We start from the raw sequence: 24,367 nt of genomic DNA, 5'->3' as shown, positions 1-24,367 counted from the left end.
TGTATACTGGTCGTGGTTAAAATGGCGAATGGGACAATTCGCCATGGCATGAGTATCCAGGGAGTTTCATGGGGCATCCGTCTAACAACGAGCGTATCGAAAAAAACCGCTACGGCGTCGCCAGGCTCAAGACTCGCTCGGCCGTGACGCTGATGATCGCCGTCTGCCTGTCGATGGTAGTGATCGTGAGCTGGGAAACCTGGAGCTCGCGTCAGTACCATCTGCATGACAAGGAAGTGGCGATGTCCAACCTTGCGCAGACCCTGGCCTCCCAGGCACAGGCGTCGATCAAGCAGGCCGACACGCTGCTGTTCACCCTGGTCGATCGCCTGGAGAACGACGGCATCGAACAGGGCCGGCTCGATCGCCTGCAACGCTTGCTGCGCGCCCAGCGCAGTGAGTTGCGTCAGCTCCATGGGCTGTTCGTCTATGACGAAACCGGCAAGTGGATCGCCAACTCCAATGGTGCCGAGGTGGGGGGCGCGAACAACTCCGACCGTGAGTACTTCATCTATCATCGCGACCATCCCGACCGCGGCCCGCACATCGGCCCATCGATCAAGAGCCGCTCCAGCGGCGAATGGATAATGACGGTGTCACGGCGGATCAATTATCCGGACGGCCGTTTTGCCGGCGTGGCCCTGGCCACGATCTACCTCAGCCATTTCCTGCAGCTTTACGACGGCATCGACATGGGCAGGAACGGCGTGATCAACCTGATCGCCGACGATGCCAGCATCGTCGTGCGCCGGCCGTTCCACGAGGCGGAGATCGGCACCAGCCTGGCCAAGAGCCCATTGTTCACCCGCCTGTTGCCACAGGGCAGTTCGGGGACGGCAACGATGCGATCGATCGTGGATGGCGTGGAGCGAGTCGTGGGCTTTCGCCGGGTCGAGGGGTATCCGCTGATCGTCTTTACCGCGCTGAACAAGGATGAAGTCTTGGCCAGCTGGCGCCAAGAGTCCTTGCTCAGTGCGGGCATCGTCGCGCTCCTGCTCGGGGGACTGGGGGTGCTCGGTTATCGCCTGATCCGGTTGATGAAGAAGCAGGACCGCATCCAGGGCGAATTGCTTGGCACCCAGGAGCGGCTGCTGGAGCTCAATCGCAACCTTGAGTTGCTGGCGCTGGAGGACGCGCTCACGGGCCTGGCCAATCGACGCCAGTTCGACCTGTTCATCCAGGCCGAAATGAGCCGCGCCCGCCATAATGTGACGGGGCTGGCCTTGCTGATGATCGACGTCGATCACTTCAAGCCTTTCAACGATCGCTACGGCCACCTGGCCGGCGATGAGTGCCTGCGCAAGATCGCCGGGATCATTACCGAGCACATCAAGCGCCCTGGCGATCTGGCTGCGCGTTTTGGCGGCGAGGAGTTTGCCGTGGTGCTGCCGGGGACTGACTACGTCGGCGCTTTCCTGCTGGCGGAGAAAATCCGCCATGCGGTGCAGGCCGCCAGCTTGCCGCACAGTGAAAGTCCGGATGGCAAGGTCACGGTCAGCGTGGGGGTCTGCGGTTACGATCCGGCGTCTCAAGCCCAGACCGGCGAGCTGATCGGCGCGGCCGACAAGGCGCTGTACGTGGCCAAGGCCAGCGGGCGCAACATGAGCGTGATTGCCAACTGAGGCTCAGGCAAAGCGGTCGCTGCCCTGTACCAGCCGGGTGCACAGATAGGATTGCTTGAGCTTTTCCAGCCACCAGCCCAAAGCACGCCCGTCGTGATCACCGCGCCAGCCGGCATACAGGATGTTCGGCTCGCGCGGGTCGGCCATCTGCTTTTCAACCAGCGAGCCATTGCTCAGTAACGAGCCGACCCGGTGCCTGGGTAGCTACGTCCTGCATCAGGCGCGCCGCCTCGTTGACCAGCAATTCACCCGCCGGGGTGAGTTGCAGGCGGTAGCGCCGGCGATCGAACAGCAGGGCATCGAAGCGTTCTTCCAGTTGCCGCGCGGCATAGGACACCGTCGAGGGCGCCTTGCCGAGGTAGGCGGCGGCCCGCGACAGGCTGCCGGTCTCGCGGATCGCTTGCAGCAGCGTCAGGTCTTCAGTCGACAGGATGGACTGGGTCCTCGTGTTTGCCGTAGGCGTTACAGTCGGCGTTTCCTCTGCCGGATCAATCGAAGATAGACCAGTACGTTCACCAGCAGTACCGCACCGCCCAGTCCGAGCTGGATGGCCGGCGTCAGCCCTGCCGGGTAAATGATCGGCCACACGTAGTGTTCGATGAAGCCAGCGCCGTAGCCCGTTTCCCCTGCGGCCTGGCGCATGCTGTTTTCCCAGCGTGTCAGCGGGCAGGGCAGGTGGAACAGCTCCACCGCCACGCCCCAGGTGGCGGCAGGCAGGTGCCACATCATCAGGCGCGGCCATTTGAGCACCAGCAGGCCGCCGCCCACCACGAACACAATGAACGCCAGGTGCAACAACACCAGGCCATCGGCGGCGATTCGATAGAGCATGTCGACCTCCTGGCGCGTCGGTCCAATCGCACCATGGTACGCGGGCGGCGGCCTGGCGCTCTATCGATTGTCGCTGGCCAGCGCGCCGAGCACCTCCTTCAAACGCGTGACCATGGCCTCGCTGCTGCGTTGCATCGGCGCGCGCAGCTCATCGCCGATCAAACCTTGCAGGGCCAGCGCGGTTTTCACCGGCGCGGGATTGGGTTCGATGAACAGGCTCTGGATCAGCGGCAGCAGCTGGAAGAACGTGGCACGGGCGGCCGCCAGCTGGTGGTCGCGAACTTGTCGGTACAAGGTCACGAAACGATCGGTATGGACATGCGCCGATGCGGCAATCACGCCGGTGGCGCCCAGGCACAGGGCATTGAAGATCTGGTTGTCTTCACCGCACAGCACGTCGACCTTGCCGCTGGCCAGCAATGCCAGGGTGTTGTTCAGGTTGCCGCCACAGTCCTTGATCGCGACGATGCGCTCATGGGCGACGATGTTCAACAAGGTCCCCTGGTCGAAGGTCACGCCAGTGCGGTAGGGGATGTCGTACAGGATCAGCGGCACGCTGGAGGCATCGGCGACCGTCTGGAAAAACCTTTCGAGCCCGGCCTGGGACGGCCGGATGTAATAGGGCGGCGGCACCAGCAGGCCGGCCACCGGGCGCTTGAGAATCTCCTCCTGAAAGTGCAGCAGCTCGATCAGGTTGTTGCCGGCGAGGCCCATGACCACCTGCTCAGCCGGCACCTGCTCCAGCACCGCATCGAGCACCGCCAGCTGCTCGTGCTTGCCCATGGCCGCCGGTTCGCCGGTGGTGCCACAGACAATCAGGCCGTCGACGCCGCTTTCCAGCAGATGGCTGACCAGCCGGCGCAAACCGATGAAATCGATGGCGCCATGGTGGAACGGCGTAACGAGGGGAACCCAGATACCTTGGAACGATGACATGCACTTTCTCCTGATGGTCGACCGATTTCGTCACCGTCAGAAGGGCAGGAGGAGGTAAGCAAGGGGCGGGTGGTCCGTCGCGCTCAATGTCCTGTCAGCTCATCTGACGGGACAGCGCGCCCCGGTCACATGAGCGACTGTTTCTTCGATTTGAGGGTGCGCGCAACACGAGCCTGGGCCTTGGCAGTCAAGCCAATGACACGAGCGTCGAGATTGAAGGTTGCGGACATCTTTGTTTACACCCTGAATGAGGCGCCCAGTTTTAAAAGCCGGCGGGTGGTTTGTCAATCAGGAAAATGCGGCATCGTCATGTTGAGCGAGGCAGCAGCCAGTGCAAACTGCGCAAGATTGTTCAAGCCATCGGCCGTGACTGCTGGCAAAGTCTGCGGTCTTTCCCTGGTTGCAGAGCGTTATGTCCAACTCACTCATGCCGCGCAGCGCGTTTTTACGTGGCGCCGTGGCGATCATGCCGTTATCCCTGGCGACCGCCCCCTGGGGCTTGCTGGCCGGGTCCATGGCCATCGAAGCCAACCTCACACCCCTGCAAGGCCAGGGCTTGTCGAGCATCGTGTTTGCCGGCGCCGCGCAATTGGTGGCGATCGGCATGCTCAAGGGCGGGGCCGGGATCTTTTCGATCCTGCTGACCACTTTGCTGCTGACCTCCCAGCATCTGCTCTACGGCATGAGCCTGCGTTCGGTGATCTCGCCGTTGCCGGGGCGCTGGCGAGCGGGCCTGGGCTTCTTGCTCACCGATGAACTGTTCGCCCTGGTCAGCCAGCACGACAGGCAACAGTTCAATCGCTGGTACGCCCTGGGTGTGGGCCTGACGTTCTACATCGCCTGGAACCTCTTCACCCTGGCGGGCATCGTGCTGGGCAGCAGCATTCCGGGCCTGGAACACCTGGGGCTGGACTTCTCCATCGCGGCCACCTTCATCGCCCTGATCACCCCGGTGGTGCGCAACGTGCCGACCGTGGTCTGCGTCGCGGTCTCGCTGTTCTGCTCGGTGCTGTTCAGCTACTGGCAATGGGGCTCGGCCCTGGTGCTGTCGGGGCTGGCCGGCATGACCGCCGGGTTTATCTGCAACAAATTCCATGGAGCACGCACATGATGGTCTGGGCAGTTATTTTCGGCATGGGCGTGCTGGTGTTTCTCAACCGCTATGTGTTCCTCGAACCGCGTCTGCCGGTGCGCCTGAGCAGCAATGCCCGGCAGTTCCTCGGCTTCGCCGTGCCGGGCATGCTGACCGCGATCTGCGGGCCGATCGTGTTCATGCCGGACAAGCAACTGAACCTGCAATGGGACAACCCCTACCTGATCAGTTCGCTGGTGGCCGTCGGCCTGGTGCTGTACACCCGCAACACCTTGCTCAGCATGTTGTTGAGCATGGGCTTTTTCTTTTTGCTGCGTTGGTGGCTGTAAGTCGGGCGCGGGAAATTGTTCTACGCTTCAAGTTGATGACCAATCCCTTTTCAGGAAGAGAGGTGAGCACATGGCAACAGAGCAAAAACAACCGGATCCGGATGTAGACGAGGATGAACCGACGGAAGAAGAAATCGAACAGCAGAAGCGTTCGACTCCGGACTGGAAACATCCCGACGATGGCAAGGATTTGTCGGAACCTGACCGCAAGTTCTAAGCAACCTGCGAACACTGCAACTGTGTAGGAGCGAGCTTGCTCGCGAAAAACTCGAGAACGCCGCGGGGCATCAGGTACCCCGCGTCATCGTTGACGACCATCGCGAGCAAGCCCGCTCCTACAGGGTTGCGTTTATTCCAGCAACGGCGGGAAATCAGGGTGCGTGGCCCGATAACCCAGCTTCCTGTCAATCCAGGCGTTCAGTTCGTTGACCATCACCGGGGGCTTGCCCGGATAGCTTTCGAGTATTGAACTCAGGACTTCTTTGATATTGGGAATGGAAAGCAAGTTACGGGTCTGTATGTATTGCCCGATGAAACAGTCGAGTTGGTAGTGCTCTGTCTTTGTAAGATAAATGCACGCCAGACTCGCGACTTGATCAATTGTAAAATCGTCGCGCAATTGAGTTCTCTGCAAGGCTTGATGTATGGGATTTCCTTAGTTGTTGACTCTTTGGTCAATTGGTATGCCACTCGGCAATACGGCGCGAATCCTAGCGGCAGCGCCGACAAATGTATGTAAGACCATGACGTTGTCTGACAAGCGGTGGAAGCATCAAAGTGCCATGATTTTACAGGTGTTATTCCTTCAAAGCGTCAATCAATCCGGGCCCCTGATTCCTGACATTGCCCACCGCCTTGTCGACCCGGTACCACTCAAAAGCGTCACTGTCTTCGCCCTGTAGCAGCGCCATCTGCTCGGCACGTTCCCTGGGCGTCGCCGGGTCCAGCCATTCCCGCGCCAGTTCGGCGTTGAACACCACCGGTCGACGATCATGCACGTCCAGCATGCCGCCCGCGCTGTCGGCGGTGATGATGACAAAGCCGTCGTCGTCCCTCGGGGCTGCACCGCCCATCGGGAATTGCCCGATCGCCGCACAGAAGACCGGCCCCTGGTCGCGCCGGCGAATCAGCCAGGGTTGCCGGGTGCCGTCCCCGGCATCGACCCATTCGAACCAGTTGTCCACCGGGCAGATGGCGCGATGGGGCCAGATCGCTCGAAAGAACGGGCCGTGGGCGACTTTCTCGACCCGCGCATTGATCGGCGCCGCCCGATCCTTCGCCCAGTGCGGTCGCCAGCCCCAGCGCTGCGAGTCGGCGTGCAGGCCGTCGTTCTCCAGGTGCAACAGCGCGAGCTGGGTGGTGGGCGCGGCGTTGTAGCGCCCAAGCGGCTGATCGCCGACCTGGTTGAGCAAGGCATCGGGAATGCTCAGCACCGCCACGAAATCGTGGATGCCCCGGTATTGCGACAATCGTCCACACATCGATCGAACCCTCCGGCTGGATTATTGAGCATAGATGTTTGAACAATCTGCGTTCAGCCGAGCGCTGTAGGAGCCGGCTTGCTGGCGATGCGATGGTGGCCGTAATGCCGTCATCGCGGGCTGGCCGTGGCGAACTGAGCCAACGCCCGGGCGAGCACCGGAACCAAACACTGTGTACCTTATCCAACCTCGGCCCGCCGCTGTGTGCGGGTCTGCCCCAAGGCGAAACATGAAACAGCTGCTCAAGGTTCTATCGGTGTGCACCCTGGCAGTCGGTCTGCTGGGCTGTATCGCCGCTCCCATCGAAATGACCCCGCAAACCGAACAGGCTTTGCGCGCGCAACCACCGATCCGCTTTCTGCTGACGTTCGACGACGGGCCCAGCGCCTCGAGTTTCTGGAACCCGACCGAGACCGTGCTCGACAGCCTGGCGATCAATCCTGTGCAACCCGGGATCAAGGCGGTATTTTTCGTCCAGACCCGCGCCCCACGGGCCGGCGCCAGTGACATCGGGCGGGCGGTCATGCACCGCGAACGTGATGCCGGGCATATCCTGGCCTTCCACACGGCCACGCCTTCGCACACCAATCATCGCTCCCTCGACGATCAGGAACTGGAGCAGGCGCTCAACGAGGGGTGTGCCGACATCGCCGCGATCACCGGCGCGCCGCCGACCCTGTTGCGCCCGCCATTCTGGAGCTACGACAAACGTACGTTCGCCGCCTATCAGCAGCATGGCCTGCATGTGCTGCTGACCGACCTGAGCGCCAACGACGGCAAGATCTGGGGCTTCAACGCCAGCCCCCGGCGCCGCGCCCATATGCTGCGTTCGATGTCCGAGGTGCGCGAGCGCATTGCCCGCGGCGAGCTACCGGTGGTGGATGGGGTGATTCCGGTGGTGGTGACTTTCCACGACCTCAATCGCTATACCGCCCGGCATGCCCGCGAGTACCTGCAGATCCTGCTCGACAGTGCACGGGCGACAGGGGTGAGCGTCGCCCCGATGGCGTTTTACGACGACACCGCCGCGCTGCAACGGGCCGCCATGGCGCGCACGCTGCGCGACAGTTCACAGCCGGCGCAATTACCGGGGATCTGGAACTGGATCTGGAAAGACAACAGTCATTGATGAAGTGGATATCACTAATGGACTGGCGCACATTTGGCCAAACGCATCTATTCTGATTGGATCCGTTCTGATCAACCCGCCACGGAGGCAACGGCCATGGTCGCCCTTTCAGCCCTTTGCAACATTCTGGAGTCCGGTTTTAAGCCCCTGGCCTGTCAATGCACGGAGAGCGGCGGGCTGCTGCGGATCGAGGTCTTTGATCCCGCCAGCGGGCAAGTCAAGCTGATGCTTGCCGGCGTATCGACCGAGCAGTTGACCAGCATGCGGGCCATCTCCGACTTCATCGGTGAACTGCGCACCGAGATGAGCGCCGGGCGCCGCGCCTTCGCCGGTTAAACACCGCGCGTGATCGTATGTGGCAATAGTTCGTCGATCACCCGCAAACAATGGTTCAACCCCGGTGACACGTCGCCCACCCGCCGACTGAGAATGATCGGCGAGGTGGCGTTGTCTTCCAGCAGAGGGGTGAAACCGATGTCGTCACGGTGCAGCAACTGCACCGAGGCCGGCACCAGGGTGATGCCTATCCCGGCCCCCACCAGCCCGATCGCCGTCTGCAGCTCGTTGGTCCATTGCGCCACATGGATGCTCACCCCATAGGATTCAAACAGCGCGATCACGTGGTCGGCGTAGCTGGGGCGCGGGTTGCCGGGGTACAGCACGAAGGGCTCCTTGGCCAGGTCGCGCAGGCTGACAGGGCCCGCCAGCAACGGGTGACCGGCGGGCAGGGCGGCCACCAGGCGGTCTTCGGTTAGCACGGTCTGGACGATGGCCGGGTCGTCGATGCGGATGCGGCCGAAACCGACGTCGATGCGCCCGGCCTTGAGCGCCTGGACCTGCTGCAGCGTGGTCATCTCCGACAGCCCGAGTTCCAGCTCCAGCGGCTCGCCGCTGCGCAAGCGGCGAATCAATTGCGGCAGCACGCCGTAGAGCGTCGATGGCGCAAAGCCGATACCCAGCCAGGTCTTTTCCCCCAGGCCAATGCGTCGCGTGTTGTCGCAGACCTTGTGCAACTGGTCGAGCAGGGCGGTGGAGTGCTCATGGAAAAAACGCCCGGCGTCGGTCAGCTTCAGCGGCCGGCCGCGCTCGAGCAGCATCACCCCCAGTTCATCTTCCAGTTGCTGGATCTGTCGGCTCAAGGGCGGCTGGGCGATGTGCAGCCGTTCAGCGGCGCGGGTGAAATTGAGGGTTTGAGCCAACACCTGAAAGTAACGCAGGTGACGCAGTTCCATGGAGCCTCCGGATCTTCAACGGTTGCATACCTTGAAGGTATCAAGCCAGACCAATTCTATATTGGCCGCCCGGAAAAAGCCGTATGAGAATCGGGCTCAGAACTTCAAGAACCTGACGGGTATCGAAATGCTTGCTACAGCCATTGAATCGATCGAGACGATCATCGTCGATCTGCCGACCATCCGCCCGCACAAGCTGGCGATGCACACCATGCAGAACCAGACCCTGGTGGTGATTCGCGTGCGCTGTGCCGATGGCATCGAAGGCATCGGCGAATCCACCACCATCGGTGGCCTGGCCTATGGCAACGAAAGCCCCGACAGCATCAAGACCAACATCGACAAACACTTCGCGCCTTTGCTGATCGGCCAGGACAGCAGCAATGTGAATGCCGCGATGTTGCGCCTCGAGCGCAGCATCCGTGGCAACACCTTCGCCAAGTCCGGCCTGGAAACCGCGCTGCTCGACGCCCTGGGCAAACGCCTGGGCCTGCCGGTCAGCGAGTTGCTGGGCGGCCGTGTGCGTGACTCGCTGCCCGTGGCCTGGACCCTGGCCAGCGGCGACACCGAGAAGGACATCGCCGAAGCGGAAAAAATGCTCGACCTGCGCCGCCACCGCATCTTCAAGCTGAAGATCGGTGCCGGCGAGGTCAATCGCGACCTGGCCCACGTGATCGCGATCAAGAAAGCCCTCGGCGATCGCGCGAGCGTTCGGGTCGACGTCAACCAGGCCTGGGACGAAGCGGTGGCCTTGCGTGCCTGCCGAATCCTGGGCACCAATGGCATCGACCTGATCGAACAGCCGATCTCGCGCAACAACCGCGCGGGCATGGCACGCCTGAATGCCATGAGCCCGGCGCCGATCATGGCCGACGAATCCATCGAGTGCGTGGAAGATGCCTTCAACCTGGCACGTGAAGGCGCGGCCTCGGTGTTTGCCCTGAAGATCGCCAAGAACGGCGGCCCACGCGCCGTGTTGCGCACCGCCTCGATCGCCGAAGCGGCCGGGATCGCCCTGTACGGCGGCACCATGCTCGAAGGCGGAATCGGCACCATGGCCTCGGCCCATGCGTTTGTCACCCTGAACAAACTGGCGTGGGACACCGAGCTGTTCGGCCCGCTGCTGCTGACCGAGGACATCCTCAGCGAGCCGCTGGTCTATCGCGATTTCGAACTGCATGTCCCCAACACGCCGGGCCTGGGCCTGAGCCTGGATGAGGAGCGCCTGGCGTTCTTCCGTCGCGACAAGACTATTCATCAAGCCTGAGGAGAGCATTATGCTGTTCCACGTAAAAATGACCGTGAACCTGCCGGTCGACATGAATCCCGAAGCGGCGGCCAGGCTCAAGGCCGACGAAAAGGCCCTGGCCCAGCGCCTGCAGGAGCAGGGCAAGTGGCGTCATCTGTGGCGCATCGCCGGGCACTATGCCAACTACAGCGTGTTCGATGTCGACAGCGTCCAGGAACTGCATGACCTGCTGATGCAACTGCCGCTGTTTCCGTACATGGCCATCGAGATCGATCCGATGTGCCGGCATCCTTCTTCCATCCGTGACGACGACCGCTGAGCCCTGCCTGCCCAGCGCTACGCTAATAATTACAAGATGAGGAACCCCTGATGAACGTAAAGATTTCCCACACTGCCGAAGTCCAGAAATTTCTCGAAGAGGCCAGCGGCCTGCACAACGATGCCGGCAGCCCACGCACCAAGGCCTTGATCTACCGCATCCTGCGTGACTCGGTGAACATCATCGAAGACCTGGCCGTGACCCCGGAAGAGTTCTGGAAAGCGGTCAACTACCTGAACGTGCTGGGTGCGCGCCAGGAAGCCGGGCTGGTGGTGGCCGGTCTTGGCCTTGAGCACTATCTTGACCTGCTGATGGACGCCGAAGACGAGCAGGCCGGCAAGTCCGGCGGCACCCCGCGCACCATCGAAGGCCCGCTGTACGTGGCCGGTGCACCGCTGTCCCAAGGCGAAGCCCGCCTGGATGACGGCGTCGACCCGGGTGTGACCCTGTTCATGCAAGGCCGCGTGTTCAACACCGCTGGCGAGCCCCTGGCCGGTGCCGTGGTCGACGTGTGGCACGCCAACACCGGTGGTACCTACTCGTACTTCGACCCTACGCAATCGGATTTCAACCTGCGTCGCCGCATCGTCACCGATGCCGAAGGCCGCTACCGTTTCCGCAGCATCGTGCCGTCGGGTTATGGCTGCCCACCGGACGGTCCGACCCAGCAACTGCTCGATCAACTGGGCCGTCATGGCCAGCGCCCGGCGCACGTGCACTTCTTCATTTCCGCGCCGGACCATCGCCACCTGACCACCCAGATCAACCTGGATGGTGAGAAATACCTGCATGACGATTTCGCCTACGCCACCCGTGACGAGCTGATCGCCAAGATCACTTTCAGCGACGATCAACAGCGCGCGGCGGCCCATGGTGTGAGCGGTCGTTTTGCCGAAATCGAGTTCGATTTCACCCTGCAGTCGACCGCCCAGCCTGAAGAGCAGCAGCGCCACGAGCGGGTTCGCGCACTGGAAGACTGATAGCAACCCCCCTTGTGGGAGCGGGCTTGCTCGCGAAGGCGGTTTAACATTCAACACTTATGTTGACTGTCACTCCGCCTTCGCGAGCAAGCCCGCTCCCACAAGGGGTTTCGGTTAACGGTCTGGATTATCCCGAGCGAATGACCCAGTGTTCTAGAATGTCCCGACGCAAACCATAATAACAACGAGAGTGACCCGATGATGCAAACTCAACTGTTGAGTCAGCGCAGCAGAGTATTCGACCAGGCCGACCCCTACGCGGTGTCCGGCTACGTCAATCAGCACGTCGGTAATCACTGCATCCTCATGCCCCGAGCCGGCCGCCCGCTGGCCAGCCTCGATCATCGTAAATTCGCCAGTCTCGACCTGTGCCGCATCAGCTACGGCGCCAGTGTGCGGGTGACCTCCGGTGCGCTGGAGAGCATTTACCACCTGCAAGTGCTGCTGCGCGGCAACTGCCTGTGGCGCGGTCACGGCCAGGAGCACTACTTCGCCCCCGGCGAACTGTTGCTGATCAACCCCGACGATCCGGTGGACCTGACGTATTCCGCCGATTGCGAAAAATTCATCCTCAAAGTCCCCACCCGTTTGTTCGAGTCCGTCTGCGATGAGCAGCGCTGGCGCTATCCGGGGCAGGGCGTGCGGTTCCTGGAAAACCGTTATCAGCTCAATGAACTGGAAGGCTTCGTCAATCTGCTGGCGATGATCTGCCAGGAGGCCGAATCCAGCGAGCAGATTCCCAGGGTGCAGGAGCATTACACGCAAATCATCGTCAGCAAGATGCTCAGTCTGATGAAGACCAACGTCTGTCGCCTTGAACTGGGCTCGCAAACGGCCACCTTCGAGGCGATTGCCGACTACATCGCCAATAACCTCAAGCAGGACATCGACAGCGAAGAGCTGGCGCGCCAGGCGCACATGAGCTTGCGCTCGTTGTACGGACTGTTCGAACGCAACGCCGGCCTGACGCCAAAAAACTACCTGCGCCAGAAACGCCTGGAACGCATCAACGCCTGCCTGAGCGACCCGACCTGCAACGTGCGCAACGTCACCGAAGTGGCGATGGACTACGGCTTCCTGCACCTGGGCCGGTTCTCCGACAGCTACCGCAAGCAGTTCGGCGAGTTGCCATCGGACACCCTCAAGCGCCGCCACTGAGTCAACCCGACCCCCTGTAGGAGCTGGCTTGCCAGCGAAGGCGGCGTATCAGGCGACATTGAAGTTGCCTGACCCACCGCTTTCGCTGGCAAGCCAGCTCCTACAAGGGGGGGGCGGTGTCCATCCCAAGCCCCTGCACAAAACGGATAAAGGTCTGCACCCCGCGGATAGTCCGCCCCATCGCCCCGTCCTAGCATGACCCCTGCCTGGACAATAACAATGGAGGCGGCGGCCATGACCCTGCGACCCGAATATTTGCAATCCCTGCTTGAAGACGATCCAGAGCAGGGCCTCTATCGCTGCAAACGCGAGATGTTCACCGACCCCCGGTTGTTCGATCTGGAGATGGAACACATCTTCGAAGGCAACTGGCTGTACCTGGCGCACGAAAGCCAGATCCCCAACATCAACGATTTCTACACCACCACCATGGGGCGCCAGTCGATCTTCATCGCGCGCAACAAGGACGGTGTGCTCAACGCCTTCATCAACGCCTGCAGTCATCGCGGCGCGACCCTGTGCCGGCACAAGTCCGGCAACAAAAGCTCGTACACCTGCCCGTTCCACGGCTGGACGTTCAACAACTCCGGCAAGCTGCTCAAGGTCAAGGACCCGGCCAACGCCGGCTACCCGTCGAGCTTCAACTGCGAAGGCTCCCACGACCTGACCAAGGTGGCGCGCTTCGAATCCTATCGCGGTTTCCTGTTCGGCAGCCTCAAGGCCGATGTGCTGCCGCTGGTCGAGCACCTGGGCGAGTCGGCGAAGATCATCGACATGATCGTCGACCAGTCCACCGACGGCCTGGAAGTGCTGCGCGGTTCTTCCAGCTACATCTACGAAGGCAACTGGAAACTCACCGCCGAAAACGGTGCCGACGGTTACCACGTCAGCTCCGTGCACTGGAACTACGCCGCCACCCAGAACCAGCGCAAACAGCGCGAAGCCGGTGACACCAACCCGACCATGAGCGCCGGCAGCTGGGCCAAGCAGGGCGGTGGTTTCTACTCCTTCGACAAGGGCCACATGCTACTCTGGACCCGCTGGGCCAACCCCGAGGACCGTCCGCTGTACGAGCGTCGCGATGAGCTGGCGCAAGATTTCGGCAAGGCCCGCGCCGACTGGATGATCGAGAACTCGCGCAACCTGTGCCTGTACCCCAACGTCTACCTGATGGACCAGTTCAGCTCGCAGATCCGTATCGCCCGGCCGATCTCGGTCAACCGCACCGAAATCACCATCTACTGCATCGCCCCCAAGGGCGAAAGCGATCACGCGCGTTCGAGCCGGATTCGTCAGTACGAAGACTTCTTCAACGTCAGCGGCATGGCCACGCCGGACGACCTGGAAGAGTTCCGCTCCTGCCAGACCAGCTACCAGGGCAGCGTTACCACCTGGAACGACATGTCCCGTGGCGCCGAACACTGGATCGAAGGCGCTGATGACGCGGCCAAGGAAATCGACCTGCACCCGCTGCTCAGCGGCGTGCGCACCGAAGACGAAGGCCTGTTCGTGCTGCAACACAAGTATTGGCAGCAGACCATGCTCAAGGCCCTGGCGGCCGAGCAGTCGAAACTGATCGTCGTGGAGGATGTGTTATGACCATTTCCTATGAAGCGGTGCGCGATTTCCTCTATCGCGAAGCACGCTACCTCGATGACCGCCAGTGGGACGAGTGGCTGGAACTGTATGCCCCCGACGCGACCTACTGGATGCCGTCCTGGGACGACAACGACGAACTGACCGAAGACCCGCAGCGGGAAATCTCGCTGATCTGGTACGGCAACCGCACCGGCCTCGAAGACCGCATCTTCCGCATCAAGACCGAGCGTTCCAGTGCCACCGTGCCGGACACCCGCACCTCCCACAACATCAGCAACATCGAGCTGCTGGAACAAGCCGACGGCCTGTGCAAGGTGCGCTTCAACTGGCACACCCTGAGCTTTCGCTACAAGACCGTCGACAGCTATTTCGGCAGCAGTTTCTACACCCTTGACGTACGCGGTGAAAACCCGCTGATCAAGGCCAAGAAAGTGATCCTGAAGAACGACTACGTTCGCCAGGTCATCGATGTTTACCACTTGTGAGGCTGCCGTCATGACCCATTCCATTGCGTTCAACTTCGAAGACGGCGTCACCCGGTTCATCGACGCCAATGCCGGCGAAACCGTGGCCGATGCCGCGTACCGCCAGGGCATCAATATTCCGCTGGACTGCCGTGACGGCGCCTGCGGCACCTGCAAGTGTTTTGCCGAAGCGGGCAGCTACGACCTGGGCGATGAGTACATCGAAGACGCCTTAAGCCCCGAAGAAGCCGGGCAAGGTTATGTCCTCACCTGCCAGATGCGCGCCAAGAGCGATTGCGTGGTGCGGGTGCCGGTGTCCTCGGATGTCTGCCGCACCAGCCAGGCCAGCTATGACGCTACCATCAGCGCCGTGCGCCAGTTGTCCGACAGCACCATAGCCCTGTCGATCAAGGGCGAGTCCTTGAGCAAACTGGCGTTCCTGCCAGGCCAGTATGTGAACCTGGGCATTCCCGGCAGCGAGCAGACCCGCGCCTATTCGTTCAGCTCGTTGCAGCGCGACGGTGAGGTCAGCTTCCTGATTCGCAACGTGCCCGGCGGCCTGATGAGCAGCTTCCTCACCGGCATGGCCAAGGCCGGCGACAGCATGAGCCTGGCCGGGCCCCTGGGCAGTTTCTATCTGCGCGATATCCGCCGGCCGTTGTTGCTGCTGGCGGGCGGTACCGGGCTGGCGCCGTTCACCGCGATGCTGGAAAAGATCGCCGAGCAGGGCAGTGAACACCCGCTGCACCTGATCTACGGCGTGACCCACGACTTCGACCTGGTGGAACTCGACCGCCTGGAAGCCTTCGCCGCCCGCATCCCCAACTTCACCTACAGCGCCTGCGTGGCCAGCCCCGACAGCCAGCACCCGCGCAAGGGCTACGTGACCCAGCACATCGAACCCAAGCACTTGAACGATGGCGACGTAGATCTGTACCTGTGCGGCCCGCCGCCGATGGTCGAAGCGGTCAGCCAGTTCATCCGTGAGCAGGGCATTGCGCCGGCCAATTTCTACTACGAGAAATTCGCCGCCAGCGCGGCCTGAACCCACTCCATACGACGACGCCTCCCCTGTAGGAACTGCCGCAGGCTGCGATCTTTTGATTTTGTTTTTTACAATCAAGATCAAACGATCACAGCCTGCGGCAGCTCCTACAGGGGGCGGCGTGTGAGGTACACATGAACAGATTCCACGACAAAGTCGCGCTGATCACCGGGGCGGCCCAGGGCATCGGGCGGTGCGTTGCCGAGCGCATGGCCGCTGAAGGCGCGAAGCTGATCCTGGTCGATCGCTCGGACCTGGTGTTCGAAGTGCAGCAACAACTGGCCCCGCACAGCCAGGTCCTGGCCCTGACCGCCGACCTTGAGCAATACGAGGAATGCAACCGGGTCATGCAAACCGCCATCGAGCGTTTCGCTCGTCTCGACGTGCTGGTCAACAACGTCGGCGGGACCATCTGGGCCAAGCCGTTCGAGCACTACGAAGCGGCGCAGATCGAGGCCGAGGTGCGCCGTTCGCTGTTCCCGACCCTGTGGTGCTGCCATGCCGCCTTGCCGTACATGTTGGAGCAGGGCAGTGGCGCGATCGTCAACGTGTCGTCGATCGCCACCCGCAGCGTCAACCGTGTGCCCTACGGCGCAGCAAAGGGCGGGGTGAATGCGCTGACCGCGTGCCTGGCGTTCGAAACCGCCGGTCGCGGCGTTCGGGTCAACGCCACAGCACCCGGCGGCACCGAGGCACCGCCGCGGCGAGTGCCGCGCAATGCGGCCGAGCAGACTGAGCAAGAGAAGGTCTGGTACCAGCAGATCGTCGATCAGACCCTCGACAGCAGTTTGATGAAGCGTTACGGCACGCTGGATGAGCAGGCCGGCGCCATTCTGTTCCTCGCCAGCGACGAGGCGTCCTACATCACCGGCATGGTCATGCCGGTGGGCGGTGGCGATCAGGGCTGAGGCGGGTGAGCTACAGGCGACGCCGAAATGCGCTGATGATCCGCAGCGTGGCGTCGCTGGGGTTGAGGTTTTGCACCGAATCCAGCGGGTACCAGAGGCAATCGAAAATCTCGTTTAGCGGTCGCGCCTGCTCCGCATCGAGCAACGATGCTTCGTAGACATAGTGTCGGGTGCCCCCTGTTTCGAGTTCCATCAGGTACAGCATATCCTCGGCGCCCAGCCCTGTTTCTTCCTGCAACTCGCGCAATGCAGCATCCTGCACGGTCTCACCGCGCTCGACCTTGCCGCCGGGCAACATCCAGCGACTTCTGGCCTTGCGCACCATGAGGATATGGCGGTCGTGCTCGCAAATGACGGTTGCACGTACTTTCATCTGTTCATTCAATCCAGGCTGTCACATAAGTGTAACAAAAATGCAATATTCGGGCCGTAATCCATTGCAAGCTTTCCTGGACATTTTGAACAACAAAGGTGTCTAAAAGTGCAATCTCGCTGCCACTGGCCTGACTCGACGTCTGGTCGGCCTCTTCACGGCAGGGGGGTGTAAGGTAGGCAAGTCAACCCTGTGATCACTGCCAAGATGGAGGTGACTATGAGCGTTCCGATGTTGAACAAGATGCACATGAACGGCTATGACGTACTGAGTGTGAACAACGGCCCATGGCGGGTCTGCACCCAGGGCGACCGGCTGGGCTCGTTTGCCAGTCGGGAAGAGGCGCTGGCCTTTGCGGCTGCGCTGCCGGGTTATAAAGCCCGCTCAACCAAGCCTCGCAATCAGCAAGCGACATGAAGGCAGGCTCAAGGCCCAGGTCCTATGGAAACCGGGTCTTGATTGCGCAACCAATGTGGGAGCGAACAGCTCCCACAATTGATCCCTGTAGAACTCGACAAAAATAATCTGCAAGAAAACCCGGCGCCGTTGCACAGAAGGGGACTGGTCCCCGATCCGAGCAACGCCATGCCCCATTACTTCGACAACGCCCACCGTGTAGAAATCGACACCTTGCGCCAACGCCTGACCGCTCGCACCGAGTGGCCGACCTGGTTGCTGCTGATCGGCGTGTACGCCGGCTGGTTCGGCATCATGCTGGGCAGTCACTGGTTGGGCCTGTGGTGCAGCACCTTGTTGTTGATCCCTTTGCTGGTGCTCTGGTTGTCGCTGCAGCACGAACTGCTGCACGGTCATCCCACCCGCTGGGTATGGCTGAACAAGATCCTCGGCTACGCGCCGTTCGCCGTGTGGTATCCCTACACCCTGTATCGCGACAGCCATCTGTTGCATCACCGCGATGAAGACCTGACCCTGCCGGGCCGTGATCCGGAAAGCCGCTACCTGAGCGCCGGGCAGTGGCAGGGCAGTTCAGTGTTCGAGCAAGGCCTGCACTGGCTGAACAAAACCGTGCTGGGGCGTTTCCTCCTGGGCGCTCCGCTGGCTTTGCTGGCGCTGGCAAGGGAAGAACTGCAGCGTTTGAAGGCGGGTGAGCGACAGGCCTGGTTGATGTGGTTGAGCCACGGCACGTTGACCCTGTTGATGTTGCTGTTCATCGCCCGCTACAGCGTGCTGCCGGTGTGGCATTACCTGTTGCTGGTCAGCGTGCCGGCGCTGTCGATTGCCATGATTCGCTCCTACTACGAACACCGGCCCCATGCCGCGCCCGAGCACAGGACGGTCCTCAATGAAGCCGCCTGGCCGTGGCGCTGGCTGTTCCTGAACCTCAACCTGCACCTGGTGCACCACGATTTGCCGGGGCTGCCCTGGTACGACTTGCCCCGCGCTTATCAGGCGCGTCGCGAGCAATGGCTGGCGCGCAGCGGCGGGTTCCTGGTGCAGGGTTATGGCCAGTTATGGCGCCGGCACGGGGTGAAGGCCATCGACAGCCCGCGGCACCCTTTTCACTGATTGCGAATGAATTCCCTGTGGGAGCGAGCTTGCTCGCGAAGAGGCCATGACATCCAACATTGATGTGCCTGCCACGCCGCTATCGCGAGCAAGCTCGCTCCCACATTTGAATGTCGTTGTATTGGAATATTTCGATGACACAACACCTGGCTGAATTACTGATGTACGTCGCCCCCGAACCGGTCCGCCAAGCCAACGAACGCTGGCTGGCACTCATCCTCCAGCAACTGGGCGGCACGCGCCGCGATGCCGAGGGCCTTGCGCTGATGGACCTGTGGCTGTCGCCGCACTTGCTGCTGACGCAAACCTGCGGCTACCCGCTGATGACCGTGTTGCGTGGGCGAGTGCGGGTCATCGGTCGTCCTCGTTACGAACTGCCGGACGCCAGCGGCGGCAATCATTGCAGCCTGTTGCTCAGTCGCGCCGATGATCCACGGCGCAGCCTGCCGGCTTTTCGCGGCAGCCGTGGCGTGATCAACGGCGAAGATTCCAACAGCGGCATGAACCTGCTGCGTCACCGCCTGGCTGCGCTGCAGCGAGAGGGGCAGTTTTTTGCCCGTGTCGGAATCAGCGGCAGCCACCGGGAAAGCCTGCGCTGGGTGCGTGAAGACAAAGCGGACCTGGCGGCCATCGACAGCGTGACCTTTGCCTATCTGGCGCGACACGCCGAAGACGAAGTGGCTGGCTTGCGAATAGTCGGTCGCAGTGCATTCAGCCCGACCTTGCCGTTCATTACGGCCGCGAGCGCCACCGATGCACAGGTCGCGGAGATGCAGCAGGTAATGAACATGACGCTGCAGCAATTGCCCGAAGTCAGGGAAATCCTGAGACTGCAGGAGGTTTTGCCGGCCAGCGAAAGCGACTATCAAATCGTTCTCGACTATCAGCGAGAGGCCGAGGATTTGGGGTACGGACGATTAAGGTAGGCAGGATCTTCACCTGTAGGAGTTGTCTCGCGAAGCGAGGCTGCGATCTTTTGACCTTAAAAGGAATATAAAAATTCTTTTTTAGTATTATTAATGAATAAGGCTCCTTGCTAGGATCGCGCCACCGGATCACCGGACATTCTGCGACCCCTAACCTTGGAGCCTCTATGTCCGGCACCGACCTTTCCCATCGCAACGACGTGGGCGCATTGTTCCGCGACCATCACCCTTGGCTGTGCGCTCGGTTGCGCCGGCACCTGGGCGCCAGTTCCAGCGTCGAAGACATTGCGGCCGAGACCTTCCTGCAGTTGCTCGAATCGCCAGCACTGACCCCGATCCGCGAGCCCCGCGCCTTGCTCACCACCATTGCCCAGCGCTTGCTCTATCAGCTGTGGCGCCGTCGCGACCTGGAACGCCAGCACCTCGAACAGTTGCAACAGGTTGATCAACAGCAAGCGATCTCGCCTGAAGAACAGGCGCAACTGACCCAAACATTGCATGGCCTCGACCGCACCCTTGAACGCTTGCCGGGCAAGGTTCGGGCGACCTTCCTGTTGTCGCGAGTCGACGGCCTGTCCTACCCGCAGATTGCCGCCCGATTGGGCATTTCCCAACGCTCGGTCAGCGATTACATGACGCGCTCCCAAGCCCTGTGTGCCCGGCACAGCGCCAACCAACCCTTGAATTCCCTGAACTGGAGGTCTGCATGAAATCGCTCAAAACCTTGCTCGGCAGTTCGCTGCTGGCCCTGAGCCTGGTGGCAACCCAGGTTCCCGCCGCAGAAAAAGCCGCGCCGATCCACTTCGGCGACATCACCTGGGAAAGCGGCAGCCTGATCACCGAAATCCTGCGCTTGATCGTCGAGAAAGGTTACGGCTACCCGACCGATACCTTGCCGGGCAGCACCGTCAGCCTCGAAGCGGCACTGGCCAAAAACGATATCCAGGTGATCGGCGAAGAATGGGCCGGGCGCAGTCCGGCGTGGGTCAAAGCCGCTGCGCAGGGCAAAGTGTTCGGTCTGGGCGACACGGTCAAAGGCGCCACCGAAGGCTGGTGGGTGCCGGAATACGTGATCAAGGGCGACCCTGAACGTGGCATCAAGCCCCTGGCCCCGGAACTGAAATCCGTCGCCGACCTGACCCGCTACAAGGACGTGTTCCGCGACCCGGAAGACCCGGGCCGTGGACGCTTCCTCAACAGCCCGACCGGCTGGACCTCGGAGATCGTCAACAGCCAGAAACTCAAGGCCTATGGCCTGACCGACAGCTTCGTCAACTTCCGCACCGGATCGGGTGCGGCACTGGATGCCGAGGTGGCGTCATCGATCCGTCGCGGCAAACCGGTGCTGTTCTACTACTGGTCGCCCACGCCGCTGCTGGGGCGTTTCAAACTGGTGAAACTCGACGAGCCGGCGTTCGACGCCGAAGCCTGGAAGACCCTGGCCGACGCCAACAACCCGCATCCAAAGGGCACCCGGTCAATGCCGGCGAGCCTGGCGATCGGCGTGTCCGCGCCTTTCAAGGCGCAGTACCCGGACCTGGTGGCGTTCTTCGAAAAGGTCGACCTGCCGATCGACCTGCTCAACCATACTCTCGGCCAAATGAGCGAAAAGCGCCTGCAACCGCGTCAGGTGGCAGAAGCCTTCCTGCGGGATCAGCCGCAGGTCTGGAAGGGCTGGGTGCCGGAGGAGGTGGCTGAGCGTGTCACCGCGAAATTGTAAGCGGGTTTTCTGAATCGGTGCTGCAGCCCGCCAGCACCGTGATCAGGGTAGCGAGGATGCAGAGTGCCCTTTTCACCCCATGCCCCCCGCTATTAGGCCTTGTGTCGACTGATGATCTTGGCCTTCACTTCCTCGGCATAACCCGACAGCCGTTGTTCATCGCCCTGGAACAAATCGCACAGGCGCTTCACGGCTTCGGCGTCGACCTCGTTGCCTGACAGGCGCAATCGTTCGGCGATGCGCAACAGCTCAACCGCCGACCAGCGCAGGTCCGATGCCAGCCCTTGCAGATCACGCCGAAGCGTTTGTTCATGTTCGTTAAGCCACATGACTGATCTCCCGTAACTTCGTGCTACGAAATTTTAGACCCATTCCCGCGGCGGGGCGTAGTGTTCTTCTGATGCCAAAGGGCTACCTTTGGTCGGGAATTCTGCGCCCTTCGCAAGATTCGCTGTTGTTTGCTGTCGTATTGAAGTGCCGACATTTTACCAGGGCAGGGTCCATTCAAAATGACGACAACCGATGACTTCCGGGCGCATGCCCAGGAACTGAAGGCCGATCTGGATGCGGCCACCAGCGAAATGATGAAGCTGATTTCCGAGCACCAGTTCAGCGGGGCGGAATGGGAGCGGGTCAGTTTATGGCAACACGAAGCCTTCGAACGATGGACGACTTATCTCAACGAGCGAACCTACCCGGACACCGGCGATCAAAGCGTCGGTCACTGAGGCTCGATGCAACAAAATGGCTGTCAGCGCGGCAACAGGCTACATTTTATTTTTTCAGGTTTAAGGATGCTTCATGAGTCGAGTGTTGATGGGGGGAGTGGTAATGGCGTTGCTGGCGGGGTGTTCGTTGCCCGCGTCCCTGGTGCCAGGGGAGCCGAACTACAATAAGCCGAGCGACAAATTACCCAAGGAAGTAGCAGCGTGTGTCTTGCCGGCATGGCAAAAAGAGATCGCCAAGACGACCCAGACATCTATTTCCAACGGCTACCGGATCACCGCGCCTAGCATCATAACCGCCGATGAAGTGCTGGATATCGTCAAGTACAAGGACGGCAGTCGGGTTTCGCTTTACCAGGGGCCGCCGTGGGCAAAGTCAGGGGTCATGCGCCAGGCGGTGCGGGACTGCCTGTAGGGTTCAGCCGTCGATCTCGGTGACCTGGATAAGCTGATCGACATTGCCCTGGGCACTCGCGGTGCCTTTCTTTTCCCGCCGATCATTCATCCAGCTCTCGACCTGCGCATTGAACTGCGCCGGTGCTTTTCGCCCGACCCTCCTGGCGATGTCCAGGATGGTCTGCTGGGCGAGGGCTTCTTCCATGCGCTTCTGCGCAGTCAACATGGCGCCGTGCACCGAGCAATGGCCGTCCACTGCCCATTCGGGCACCTCGCCTGCAAATAACGCACAACGACCGCGGATTTCCCGACATTCGAAAATGGCCTTGGCCCCGTCGATGGCATTGACGATGTCCAGCAGGCTGATCTCATCGGCGGGCCGCGCCAGCTTGAAGCCGCCACGCACGCCTTCGGTGGCCACCACCAGTTTTGCCTTGGCCAGTTTGGTGAAGATTTTTGCCAGATAGTCCAGCGGCACGCCTTGCAACTCTGCAAGGTCCCGCACGCTCGCCTCGCGGGTCTCACCACCATTGCCCACCAGGAAAATCAGGCAGTGAATGCCGTACTCGACACCCGCGCTGTAAAGAGACATATCGATCTCCGACTAATGTAGTCGCAAATATTAGCAGCTGACCCTTAGCCGGGCAACGATCGCGATTTTCCTCCAGACGCTGCAAACGCCTTCCAGGCTGCAGATTCAGTGCGGTTTGGCCGCTGTATCGATGGGATCGATTCGAACCATTGAGAAAAACATCTTGCTCGATTTAACTACGATCAATAAAGTCGTAGTTATCAGGTCGGGAGCGAAAGCCGCATCCAAGCGAATGCGAGTGCCAACCCCCTGAGCCCATTTCATTGCCTGTTTTTCCCCTGGAGTTAAAAATGAAACAACGCATCCTGGTAATTGGCGCAGGTTTTGGTGGTATGTGGACCGCTTTGAGCGCTACTCGCCTGTTCGATATCCACGGCCACAATGACGTTGAGGTGACGGTGCTGGCGCCTCAAGCCGAACTGCGTGTGCGTCCACGCTTCTACGAGCCGAACGCCCACCAACTGGCCGCGCCGATCGGCGAACTGTTCGATGAGATCGGCGTGCGGTTCATCAAGGGCGCCGCCGAGACCATCGACGTCGAGCAGAAACGTGTCGGGTATGTTGATGCCCAGGGCGAAAAACAGGTCTGCATCTACGACAAACTCGTTCTGGCCACCGGCAGCCGTCTCGCCCTGCCGGACACCCCGGGTGTGGTCGAGCATGCGTTCGACGTCGACCAGATCGAACAGGCCATGCGCCTGGAAGCCCACCTCAAGTCCCTGGTCAACCAGCCGCAGAGCCAGTCTCGCAACACGGTCGTGGTCGCCGGCGGTGGCTTCACCGGCATCGAAACGGCGACTGAAATGCCCACCCGTTTGCGCGCTATCCTGGGGGAGGGGGCGGACATCAACGTGATCATCGTCGATCGTGGGAATAAGGTCGGCGGCTCCATGGGACCGCAAATCGCCGAGAAGATTGCCGAAGCCAGTGAGGAAACCGGGGTGAAATGGCAGCTCAACGCCTCAGTGGTCGGCGTCGATGAAAACGGCGTGACCCTGTCCGACGGCCAGCGCATCGACGCCAGGACCGTGATCTGGACCACCGGCGTGCGTGCCAGCTCGCTGACCGAGCAGATCCCCGCCGAACGCGACCACCTGGGCCGACTGCACGTCGACGCTCACCTGCAAGTCATCGGCCAGCCCGACATCTTCGCCACCGGCGACGTGGCCTACGCGGCCAGCGATGACATCGGCAACCATGCACTGATGACCTGCCAGCACGCCATCGTGCTGGGCCGTCATGCCGGCAACAACGTCGCCGCACAGATCCTCGGCGTGGACCCGACACCGTACAGCCAGCCGAAATACGTGACCTGCCTGGACCTGGGTGCCTGGGGAGCGGTGTACACCGAAGGTTGGGACCGACAGGTCAAGCTGACCCGGCAGGAAGGCAAGTCGCTGAAGACCCAGATCAACACCGTGTGGATCTACCCACCGGCGGCGAACCGTGAAAGCGCCTGGGCGGCAGCGGATCCGTTGATTCCGATCGCGTGAATGGGGTGAGGTTGTGTGATTGAAAAAATCCCGTCCGGAATATCCGGGCGGGATTTTTAAATGCAAATGGACATTTCTCCGTAGGAGCCGGCTTGCTGGCGATGCGAGGGTGGCCGTTATGCCGCCATCGCTGCGATGCGGCGACCCGACAAGCCAGCTCCTTCAGGTTTTCGGGTGCATGCGGATTGTGGGGCAGTACACAAATCTGTAGGAGCCGGCTTGCTGGCGATGCGAGGGTGG

The 24,367-nt window shown here is 61.3% G+C and carries 30 protein-coding genes and 1 pseudogene; 22 read left to right on the top strand and 9 right to left on the bottom strand.

What is annotated here, in order from left to right; genetic code table 11:
• Nucleotides 1-68 precede the first annotated feature (68 nt).
• On the top strand, nt 69-1,622 hold the full coding sequence (locus NPS56_RS26740) for a sensor domain-containing diguanylate cyclase (protein WP_274077426.1): 1,554 nt from the start codon (nt 69-71) through the stop codon (nt 1,620-1,622).
• Between the two features lie 3 nt (nt 1,623-1,625).
• On the opposite strand, the pseudogene NPS56_RS31230 reads toward NPS56_RS26740, so the two are convergent.
• The 3 genes and pseudogenes from NPS56_RS31230 to dapA form a co-directional block, all read right to left on the bottom strand.
• Nucleotides 1,626-2,055, bottom strand: a pseudogene (locus tag NPS56_RS31230) (LysR family transcriptional regulator).
• 29 nt (nt 2,056-2,084) lie between these two features.
• Nucleotides 2,085-2,453, bottom strand: coding sequence for a DUF2784 domain-containing protein (locus tag NPS56_RS26725; RefSeq protein ID WP_274077424.1), 369 nt, complete (start codon nt 2,451-2,453; stop codon nt 2,085-2,087).
• A gap of 60 nt (nt 2,454-2,513) precedes the next feature.
• Nucleotides 2,514-3,389, bottom strand: a complete 876-nt coding sequence (gene dapA, locus NPS56_RS26720) for a 4-hydroxy-tetrahydrodipicolinate synthase (RefSeq protein WP_274077423.1) — start codon at nt 3,387-3,389, stop codon at nt 2,514-2,516.
• 412 nt (nt 3,390-3,801) lie between these two features.
• Here dapA and NPS56_RS26715 point away from each other — a divergent pair, with 412 nt between their 5' ends.
• The 3 genes from NPS56_RS26715 to NPS56_RS26705 all read left to right on the top strand — a co-directional run bounded on the left by NPS56_RS26715 (nt 3,802) and on the right by NPS56_RS26705 (nt 5,028).
• Nucleotides 3,802-4,500, top strand: coding sequence for an AzlC family ABC transporter permease (locus tag NPS56_RS26715; protein ID WP_274077422.1), 699 nt, complete (start codon nt 3,802-3,804; stop codon nt 4,498-4,500).
• Nucleotides 4,500-4,811, top strand: coding sequence for an AzlD domain-containing protein (locus tag NPS56_RS26710; protein WP_175649005.1), 312 nt, complete (start codon nt 4,500-4,502; stop codon nt 4,809-4,811). Before NPS56_RS26715 ends, NPS56_RS26710 begins: the two co-directional genes overlap by 1 nt.
• Before the next feature lie 70 nt (nt 4,812-4,881).
• The gene (locus NPS56_RS26705; RefSeq protein ID WP_274077421.1) at nt 4,882-5,028 is read left to right on the top strand and encodes a hypothetical protein; all 147 of its coding nucleotides are present in this window, start codon (nt 4,882-4,884) and stop codon (nt 5,026-5,028) included.
• A 132-nt stretch (nt 5,029-5,160) separates the two neighbouring features.
• On the opposite strand, the gene NPS56_RS26700 is transcribed toward NPS56_RS26705, so the two are convergent.
• Nucleotides 5,161-5,430: a hypothetical protein gene (locus NPS56_RS26700; protein ID WP_274077420.1), complete on the bottom strand. Its 270-nt coding sequence runs from the start codon at nt 5,428-5,430 to the stop codon at nt 5,161-5,163.
• Between the two features lie 178 nt (nt 5,431-5,608).
• Nucleotides 5,609-6,292, bottom strand: a complete 684-nt coding sequence (locus tag NPS56_RS26695) for an SOS response-associated peptidase (protein ID WP_274077419.1) — start codon at nt 6,290-6,292, stop codon at nt 5,609-5,611.
• 229 nt (nt 6,293-6,521) lie between these two features.
• Between NPS56_RS26695 and NPS56_RS26690 the strand changes: the two genes are divergently transcribed.
• Nucleotides 6,522-7,421 (top strand): polysaccharide deacetylase family protein, encoded by a 900-nt coding sequence (locus NPS56_RS26690; protein WP_274077418.1) that lies wholly within the window; start codon nt 6,522-6,524, stop codon nt 7,419-7,421.
• Between the two features lie 96 nt (nt 7,422-7,517).
• The gene (locus NPS56_RS26685; RefSeq protein ID WP_274077417.1) at nt 7,518-7,757 is read left to right on the top strand and encodes a DUF1652 domain-containing protein; all 240 of its coding nucleotides are present in this window, start codon (nt 7,518-7,520) and stop codon (nt 7,755-7,757) included.
• On the opposite strand, the gene NPS56_RS26680 is transcribed toward NPS56_RS26685, so the two are convergent.
• A complete protein-coding gene (locus tag NPS56_RS26680) occupies nt 7,754-8,653 on the bottom strand; it encodes a LysR family transcriptional regulator (RefSeq protein ID WP_274077416.1) in 900 nt (299 codons plus the stop codon). The two genes, NPS56_RS26685 and NPS56_RS26680, sit on opposite strands and share 4 nt — an antisense overlap.
• A 127-nt stretch (nt 8,654-8,780) precedes the next feature.
• On the opposite strand from NPS56_RS26680, the gene NPS56_RS26675 reads away from it, so the two are divergent.
• From NPS56_RS26675 to NPS56_RS26640, 8 genes are all read left to right on the top strand, one after another.
• Nucleotides 8,781-9,920: a muconate cycloisomerase family protein gene (locus NPS56_RS26675; protein ID WP_274077415.1), complete on the top strand. Its 1,140-nt coding sequence runs from the start codon at nt 8,781-8,783 to the stop codon at nt 9,918-9,920.
• 10 nt (nt 9,921-9,930) lie between these two features.
• A complete protein-coding gene (gene catC / locus NPS56_RS26670) occupies nt 9,931-10,221 on the top strand; it encodes a muconolactone Delta-isomerase (RefSeq protein WP_274077414.1) in 291 nt (96 codons plus the stop codon).
• 50 nt (nt 10,222-10,271) lie between these two features.
• The gene (gene catA / locus NPS56_RS26665) at nt 10,272-11,201 is read left to right on the top strand and encodes a catechol 1,2-dioxygenase (RefSeq protein ID WP_274077413.1); all 930 of its coding nucleotides are present in this window, start codon (nt 10,272-10,274) and stop codon (nt 11,199-11,201) included.
• A 198-nt stretch (nt 11,202-11,399) separates the two neighbouring features.
• Nucleotides 11,400-12,359: an AraC family transcriptional regulator gene (locus tag NPS56_RS26660; RefSeq protein WP_274077412.1), complete on the top strand. Its 960-nt coding sequence runs from the start codon at nt 11,400-11,402 to the stop codon at nt 12,357-12,359.
• A 234-nt stretch (nt 12,360-12,593) separates the two neighbouring features.
• Nucleotides 12,594-13,958 carry a benzoate 1,2-dioxygenase large subunit gene (gene benA / locus NPS56_RS26655; protein WP_274077411.1) on the top strand — a complete coding sequence of 455 codons (1,365 nt, stop codon included), beginning with the start codon at nt 12,594-12,596 and terminating at the stop codon, nt 13,956-13,958.
• The gene (gene benB, locus NPS56_RS26650; protein ID WP_274077410.1) at nt 13,955-14,443 is read left to right on the top strand and encodes a benzoate 1,2-dioxygenase small subunit; all 489 of its coding nucleotides are present in this window, start codon (nt 13,955-13,957) and stop codon (nt 14,441-14,443) included. The genes benA and benB overlap by 4 nt, the downstream gene beginning before the upstream one ends.
• Nucleotides 14,444-14,453: 10 nt before the next feature.
• Nucleotides 14,454-15,467 carry a benzoate 1,2-dioxygenase electron transfer component BenC gene (gene benC / locus NPS56_RS26645; protein ID WP_274077409.1) on the top strand — a complete coding sequence of 338 codons (1,014 nt, stop codon included), beginning with the start codon at nt 14,454-14,456 and terminating at the stop codon, nt 15,465-15,467.
• Nucleotides 15,468-15,601: 134 nt separating this feature from the next.
• A complete protein-coding gene (locus NPS56_RS26640) occupies nt 15,602-16,375 on the top strand; it encodes a 1,6-dihydroxycyclohexa-2,4-diene-1-carboxylate dehydrogenase (protein ID WP_274077408.1) in 774 nt (257 codons plus the stop codon).
• Nucleotides 16,376-16,385: 10 nt separating this feature from the next.
• On the opposite strand, the gene NPS56_RS26635 is transcribed toward NPS56_RS26640, so the two are convergent.
• Nucleotides 16,386-16,748, bottom strand: a complete 363-nt coding sequence (locus NPS56_RS26635; RefSeq protein WP_274077407.1) for an NUDIX hydrolase — start codon at nt 16,746-16,748, stop codon at nt 16,386-16,388.
• A gap of 219 nt (nt 16,749-16,967) precedes the next feature.
• Here NPS56_RS26635 and NPS56_RS26630 point away from each other — a divergent pair, with 219 nt between their 5' ends.
• From NPS56_RS26630 to NPS56_RS26610, 5 genes are all read left to right on the top strand, one after another.
• Nucleotides 16,968-17,165: a DUF2188 domain-containing protein gene (locus tag NPS56_RS26630; RefSeq protein ID WP_274077406.1), complete on the top strand. Its 198-nt coding sequence runs from the start codon at nt 16,968-16,970 to the stop codon at nt 17,163-17,165.
• Between the two features lie 168 nt (nt 17,166-17,333).
• A complete protein-coding gene (locus NPS56_RS26625) occupies nt 17,334-18,275 on the top strand; it encodes a fatty acid desaturase (RefSeq protein ID WP_274077405.1) in 942 nt (313 codons plus the stop codon).
• Nucleotides 18,276-18,409: 134 nt separating this feature from the next.
• Nucleotides 18,410-19,201 carry a phosphate/phosphite/phosphonate ABC transporter substrate-binding protein gene (locus tag NPS56_RS26620; RefSeq protein ID WP_274077404.1) on the top strand — a complete coding sequence of 264 codons (792 nt, stop codon included), beginning with the start codon at nt 18,410-18,412 and terminating at the stop codon, nt 19,199-19,201.
• Between the two features lie 167 nt (nt 19,202-19,368).
• Complete coding sequence (locus NPS56_RS26615) at nt 19,369-19,911, top strand: sigma-70 family RNA polymerase sigma factor (RefSeq protein WP_274077403.1); 543 nt, start codon at nt 19,369-19,371, stop codon at nt 19,909-19,911.
• The gene (locus tag NPS56_RS26610) at nt 19,908-20,921 is read left to right on the top strand and encodes an ABC transporter substrate-binding protein (protein ID WP_274077402.1); all 1,014 of its coding nucleotides are present in this window, start codon (nt 19,908-19,910) and stop codon (nt 20,919-20,921) included. The genes NPS56_RS26615 and NPS56_RS26610 overlap by 4 nt, the downstream gene beginning before the upstream one ends.
• 92 nt (nt 20,922-21,013) lie before the next feature.
• Here the strand turns inward: NPS56_RS26610 and NPS56_RS26605 are convergent, their stop codons facing one another.
• On the bottom strand, nt 21,014-21,250 hold the full coding sequence (locus NPS56_RS26605) for a hypothetical protein (RefSeq protein WP_274077401.1): 237 nt from the start codon (nt 21,248-21,250) through the stop codon (nt 21,014-21,016).
• Nucleotides 21,251-21,430: 180 nt separating this feature from the next.
• Here NPS56_RS26605 and NPS56_RS26600 point away from each other — a divergent pair, with 180 nt between their 5' ends.
• Together NPS56_RS26600 and NPS56_RS26595 are read left to right on the top strand one after the other, a co-directional pair.
• Nucleotides 21,431-21,649 carry a hypothetical protein gene (locus tag NPS56_RS26600; RefSeq protein WP_274077400.1) on the top strand — a complete coding sequence of 73 codons (219 nt, stop codon included), beginning with the start codon at nt 21,431-21,433 and terminating at the stop codon, nt 21,647-21,649.
• A 73-nt stretch (nt 21,650-21,722) separates the two neighbouring features.
• Complete coding sequence (locus tag NPS56_RS26595; protein WP_274077399.1) at nt 21,723-22,061, top strand: hypothetical protein; 339 nt, start codon at nt 21,723-21,725, stop codon at nt 22,059-22,061.
• A gap of 3 nt (nt 22,062-22,064) precedes the next feature.
• On the opposite strand, the gene NPS56_RS26590 is transcribed toward NPS56_RS26595, so the two are convergent.
• Nucleotides 22,065-22,634 (bottom strand): RrF2 family transcriptional regulator, encoded by a 570-nt coding sequence (locus NPS56_RS26590; RefSeq protein WP_274077398.1) that lies wholly within the window; start codon nt 22,632-22,634, stop codon nt 22,065-22,067.
• A gap of 290 nt (nt 22,635-22,924) precedes the next feature.
• Between NPS56_RS26590 and NPS56_RS26585 the strand changes: the two genes are divergently transcribed.
• On the top strand, nt 22,925-24,127 hold the full coding sequence (locus tag NPS56_RS26585; protein ID WP_274077397.1) for an NAD(P)/FAD-dependent oxidoreductase: 1,203 nt from the start codon (nt 22,925-22,927) through the stop codon (nt 24,125-24,127).
• The last annotated feature ends 240 nt before the right edge of the window (nt 24,128-24,367 follow it).

It is taken from the genome of Pseudomonas putida, from assembly GCF_028682635.1.
GTDB classification, from domain to species: domain Bacteria; phylum Pseudomonadota; class Gammaproteobacteria; order Pseudomonadales; family Pseudomonadaceae; genus Aquipseudomonas; species Aquipseudomonas putida_AE.
Note: the sequence above shows the minus strand (reverse complement) of the source record. Positions and strands in the feature narration are given on the sequence as shown.

Coding starts and splice junctions, on each gene's coding strand:
- benC (WP_274077409.1), top strand. CDS start 14,454: ATGACCCATTCCATTGCGTTCAACTTCGAAGACGGCGTCACCCGGTTC.
- NPS56_RS26685 (WP_274077417.1), top strand. CDS start 7,518: ATGGTCGCCCTTTCAGCCCTTTGCAACATTCTGGAGTCCGGTTTTAAG.
- NPS56_RS26675 (WP_274077415.1), top strand. CDS start 8,781: ATGCTTGCTACAGCCATTGAATCGATCGAGACGATCATCGTCGATCTG.
- NPS56_RS26705 (WP_274077421.1), top strand. CDS start 4,882: ATGGCAACAGAGCAAAAACAACCGGATCCGGATGTAGACGAGGATGAA.
- NPS56_RS26640 (WP_274077408.1), top strand. CDS start 15,602: ATGAACAGATTCCACGACAAAGTCGCGCTGATCACCGGGGCGGCCCAG.
- NPS56_RS26610 (WP_274077402.1), top strand. CDS start 19,908: ATGAAATCGCTCAAAACCTTGCTCGGCAGTTCGCTGCTGGCCCTGAGC.
- benB (WP_274077410.1), top strand. CDS start 13,955: ATGACCATTTCCTATGAAGCGGTGCGCGATTTCCTCTATCGCGAAGCA.
- NPS56_RS26690 (WP_274077418.1), top strand. CDS start 6,522: ATGAAACAGCTGCTCAAGGTTCTATCGGTGTGCACCCTGGCAGTCGGT.
- catA (WP_274077413.1), top strand. CDS start 10,272: ATGAACGTAAAGATTTCCCACACTGCCGAAGTCCAGAAATTTCTCGAA.
- NPS56_RS26725 (WP_274077424.1), bottom strand. CDS start 2,453: ATGCTCTATCGAATCGCCGCCGATGGCCTGGTGTTGTTGCACCTGGCG.
- NPS56_RS26625 (WP_274077405.1), top strand. CDS start 17,334: ATGCCCCATTACTTCGACAACGCCCACCGTGTAGAAATCGACACCTTG.
- NPS56_RS26620 (WP_274077404.1), top strand. CDS start 18,410: ATGACACAACACCTGGCTGAATTACTGATGTACGTCGCCCCCGAACCG.
- benA (WP_274077411.1), top strand. CDS start 12,594: ATGACCCTGCGACCCGAATATTTGCAATCCCTGCTTGAAGACGATCCA.
- NPS56_RS26590 (WP_274077398.1), bottom strand. CDS start 22,634: ATGTCTCTTTACAGCGCGGGTGTCGAGTACGGCATTCACTGCCTGATT.
- NPS56_RS26715 (WP_274077422.1), top strand. CDS start 3,802: ATGTCCAACTCACTCATGCCGCGCAGCGCGTTTTTACGTGGCGCCGTG.
- NPS56_RS26585 (WP_274077397.1), top strand. CDS start 22,925: ATGAAACAACGCATCCTGGTAATTGGCGCAGGTTTTGGTGGTATGTGG.
- NPS56_RS26635 (WP_274077407.1), bottom strand. CDS start 16,748: ATGAAAGTACGTGCAACCGTCATTTGCGAGCACGACCGCCATATCCTC.
- NPS56_RS26630 (WP_274077406.1), top strand. CDS start 16,968: ATGAGCGTTCCGATGTTGAACAAGATGCACATGAACGGCTATGACGTA.
- NPS56_RS26695 (WP_274077419.1), bottom strand. CDS start 6,292: ATGTGTGGACGATTGTCGCAATACCGGGGCATCCACGATTTCGTGGCG.
- dapA (WP_274077423.1), bottom strand. CDS start 3,389: ATGTCATCGTTCCAAGGTATCTGGGTTCCCCTCGTTACGCCGTTCCAC.
- NPS56_RS26605 (WP_274077401.1), bottom strand. CDS start 21,250: ATGTGGCTTAACGAACATGAACAAACGCTTCGGCGTGATCTGCAAGGG.
- NPS56_RS26600 (WP_274077400.1), top strand. CDS start 21,431: ATGACGACAACCGATGACTTCCGGGCGCATGCCCAGGAACTGAAGGCC.
- NPS56_RS26615 (WP_274077403.1), top strand. CDS start 19,369: ATGTCCGGCACCGACCTTTCCCATCGCAACGACGTGGGCGCATTGTTC.
- catC (WP_274077414.1), top strand. CDS start 9,931: ATGCTGTTCCACGTAAAAATGACCGTGAACCTGCCGGTCGACATGAAT.
- NPS56_RS26595 (WP_274077399.1), top strand. CDS start 21,723: ATGAGTCGAGTGTTGATGGGGGGAGTGGTAATGGCGTTGCTGGCGGGG.
- NPS56_RS26680 (WP_274077416.1), bottom strand. CDS start 8,653: ATGGAACTGCGTCACCTGCGTTACTTTCAGGTGTTGGCTCAAACCCTC.
- NPS56_RS26740 (WP_274077426.1), top strand. CDS start 69: ATGGGGCATCCGTCTAACAACGAGCGTATCGAAAAAAACCGCTACGGC.
- NPS56_RS26660 (WP_274077412.1), top strand. CDS start 11,400: ATGATGCAAACTCAACTGTTGAGTCAGCGCAGCAGAGTATTCGACCAG.
- NPS56_RS26710 (WP_175649005.1), top strand. CDS start 4,500: ATGGTCTGGGCAGTTATTTTCGGCATGGGCGTGCTGGTGTTTCTCAAC.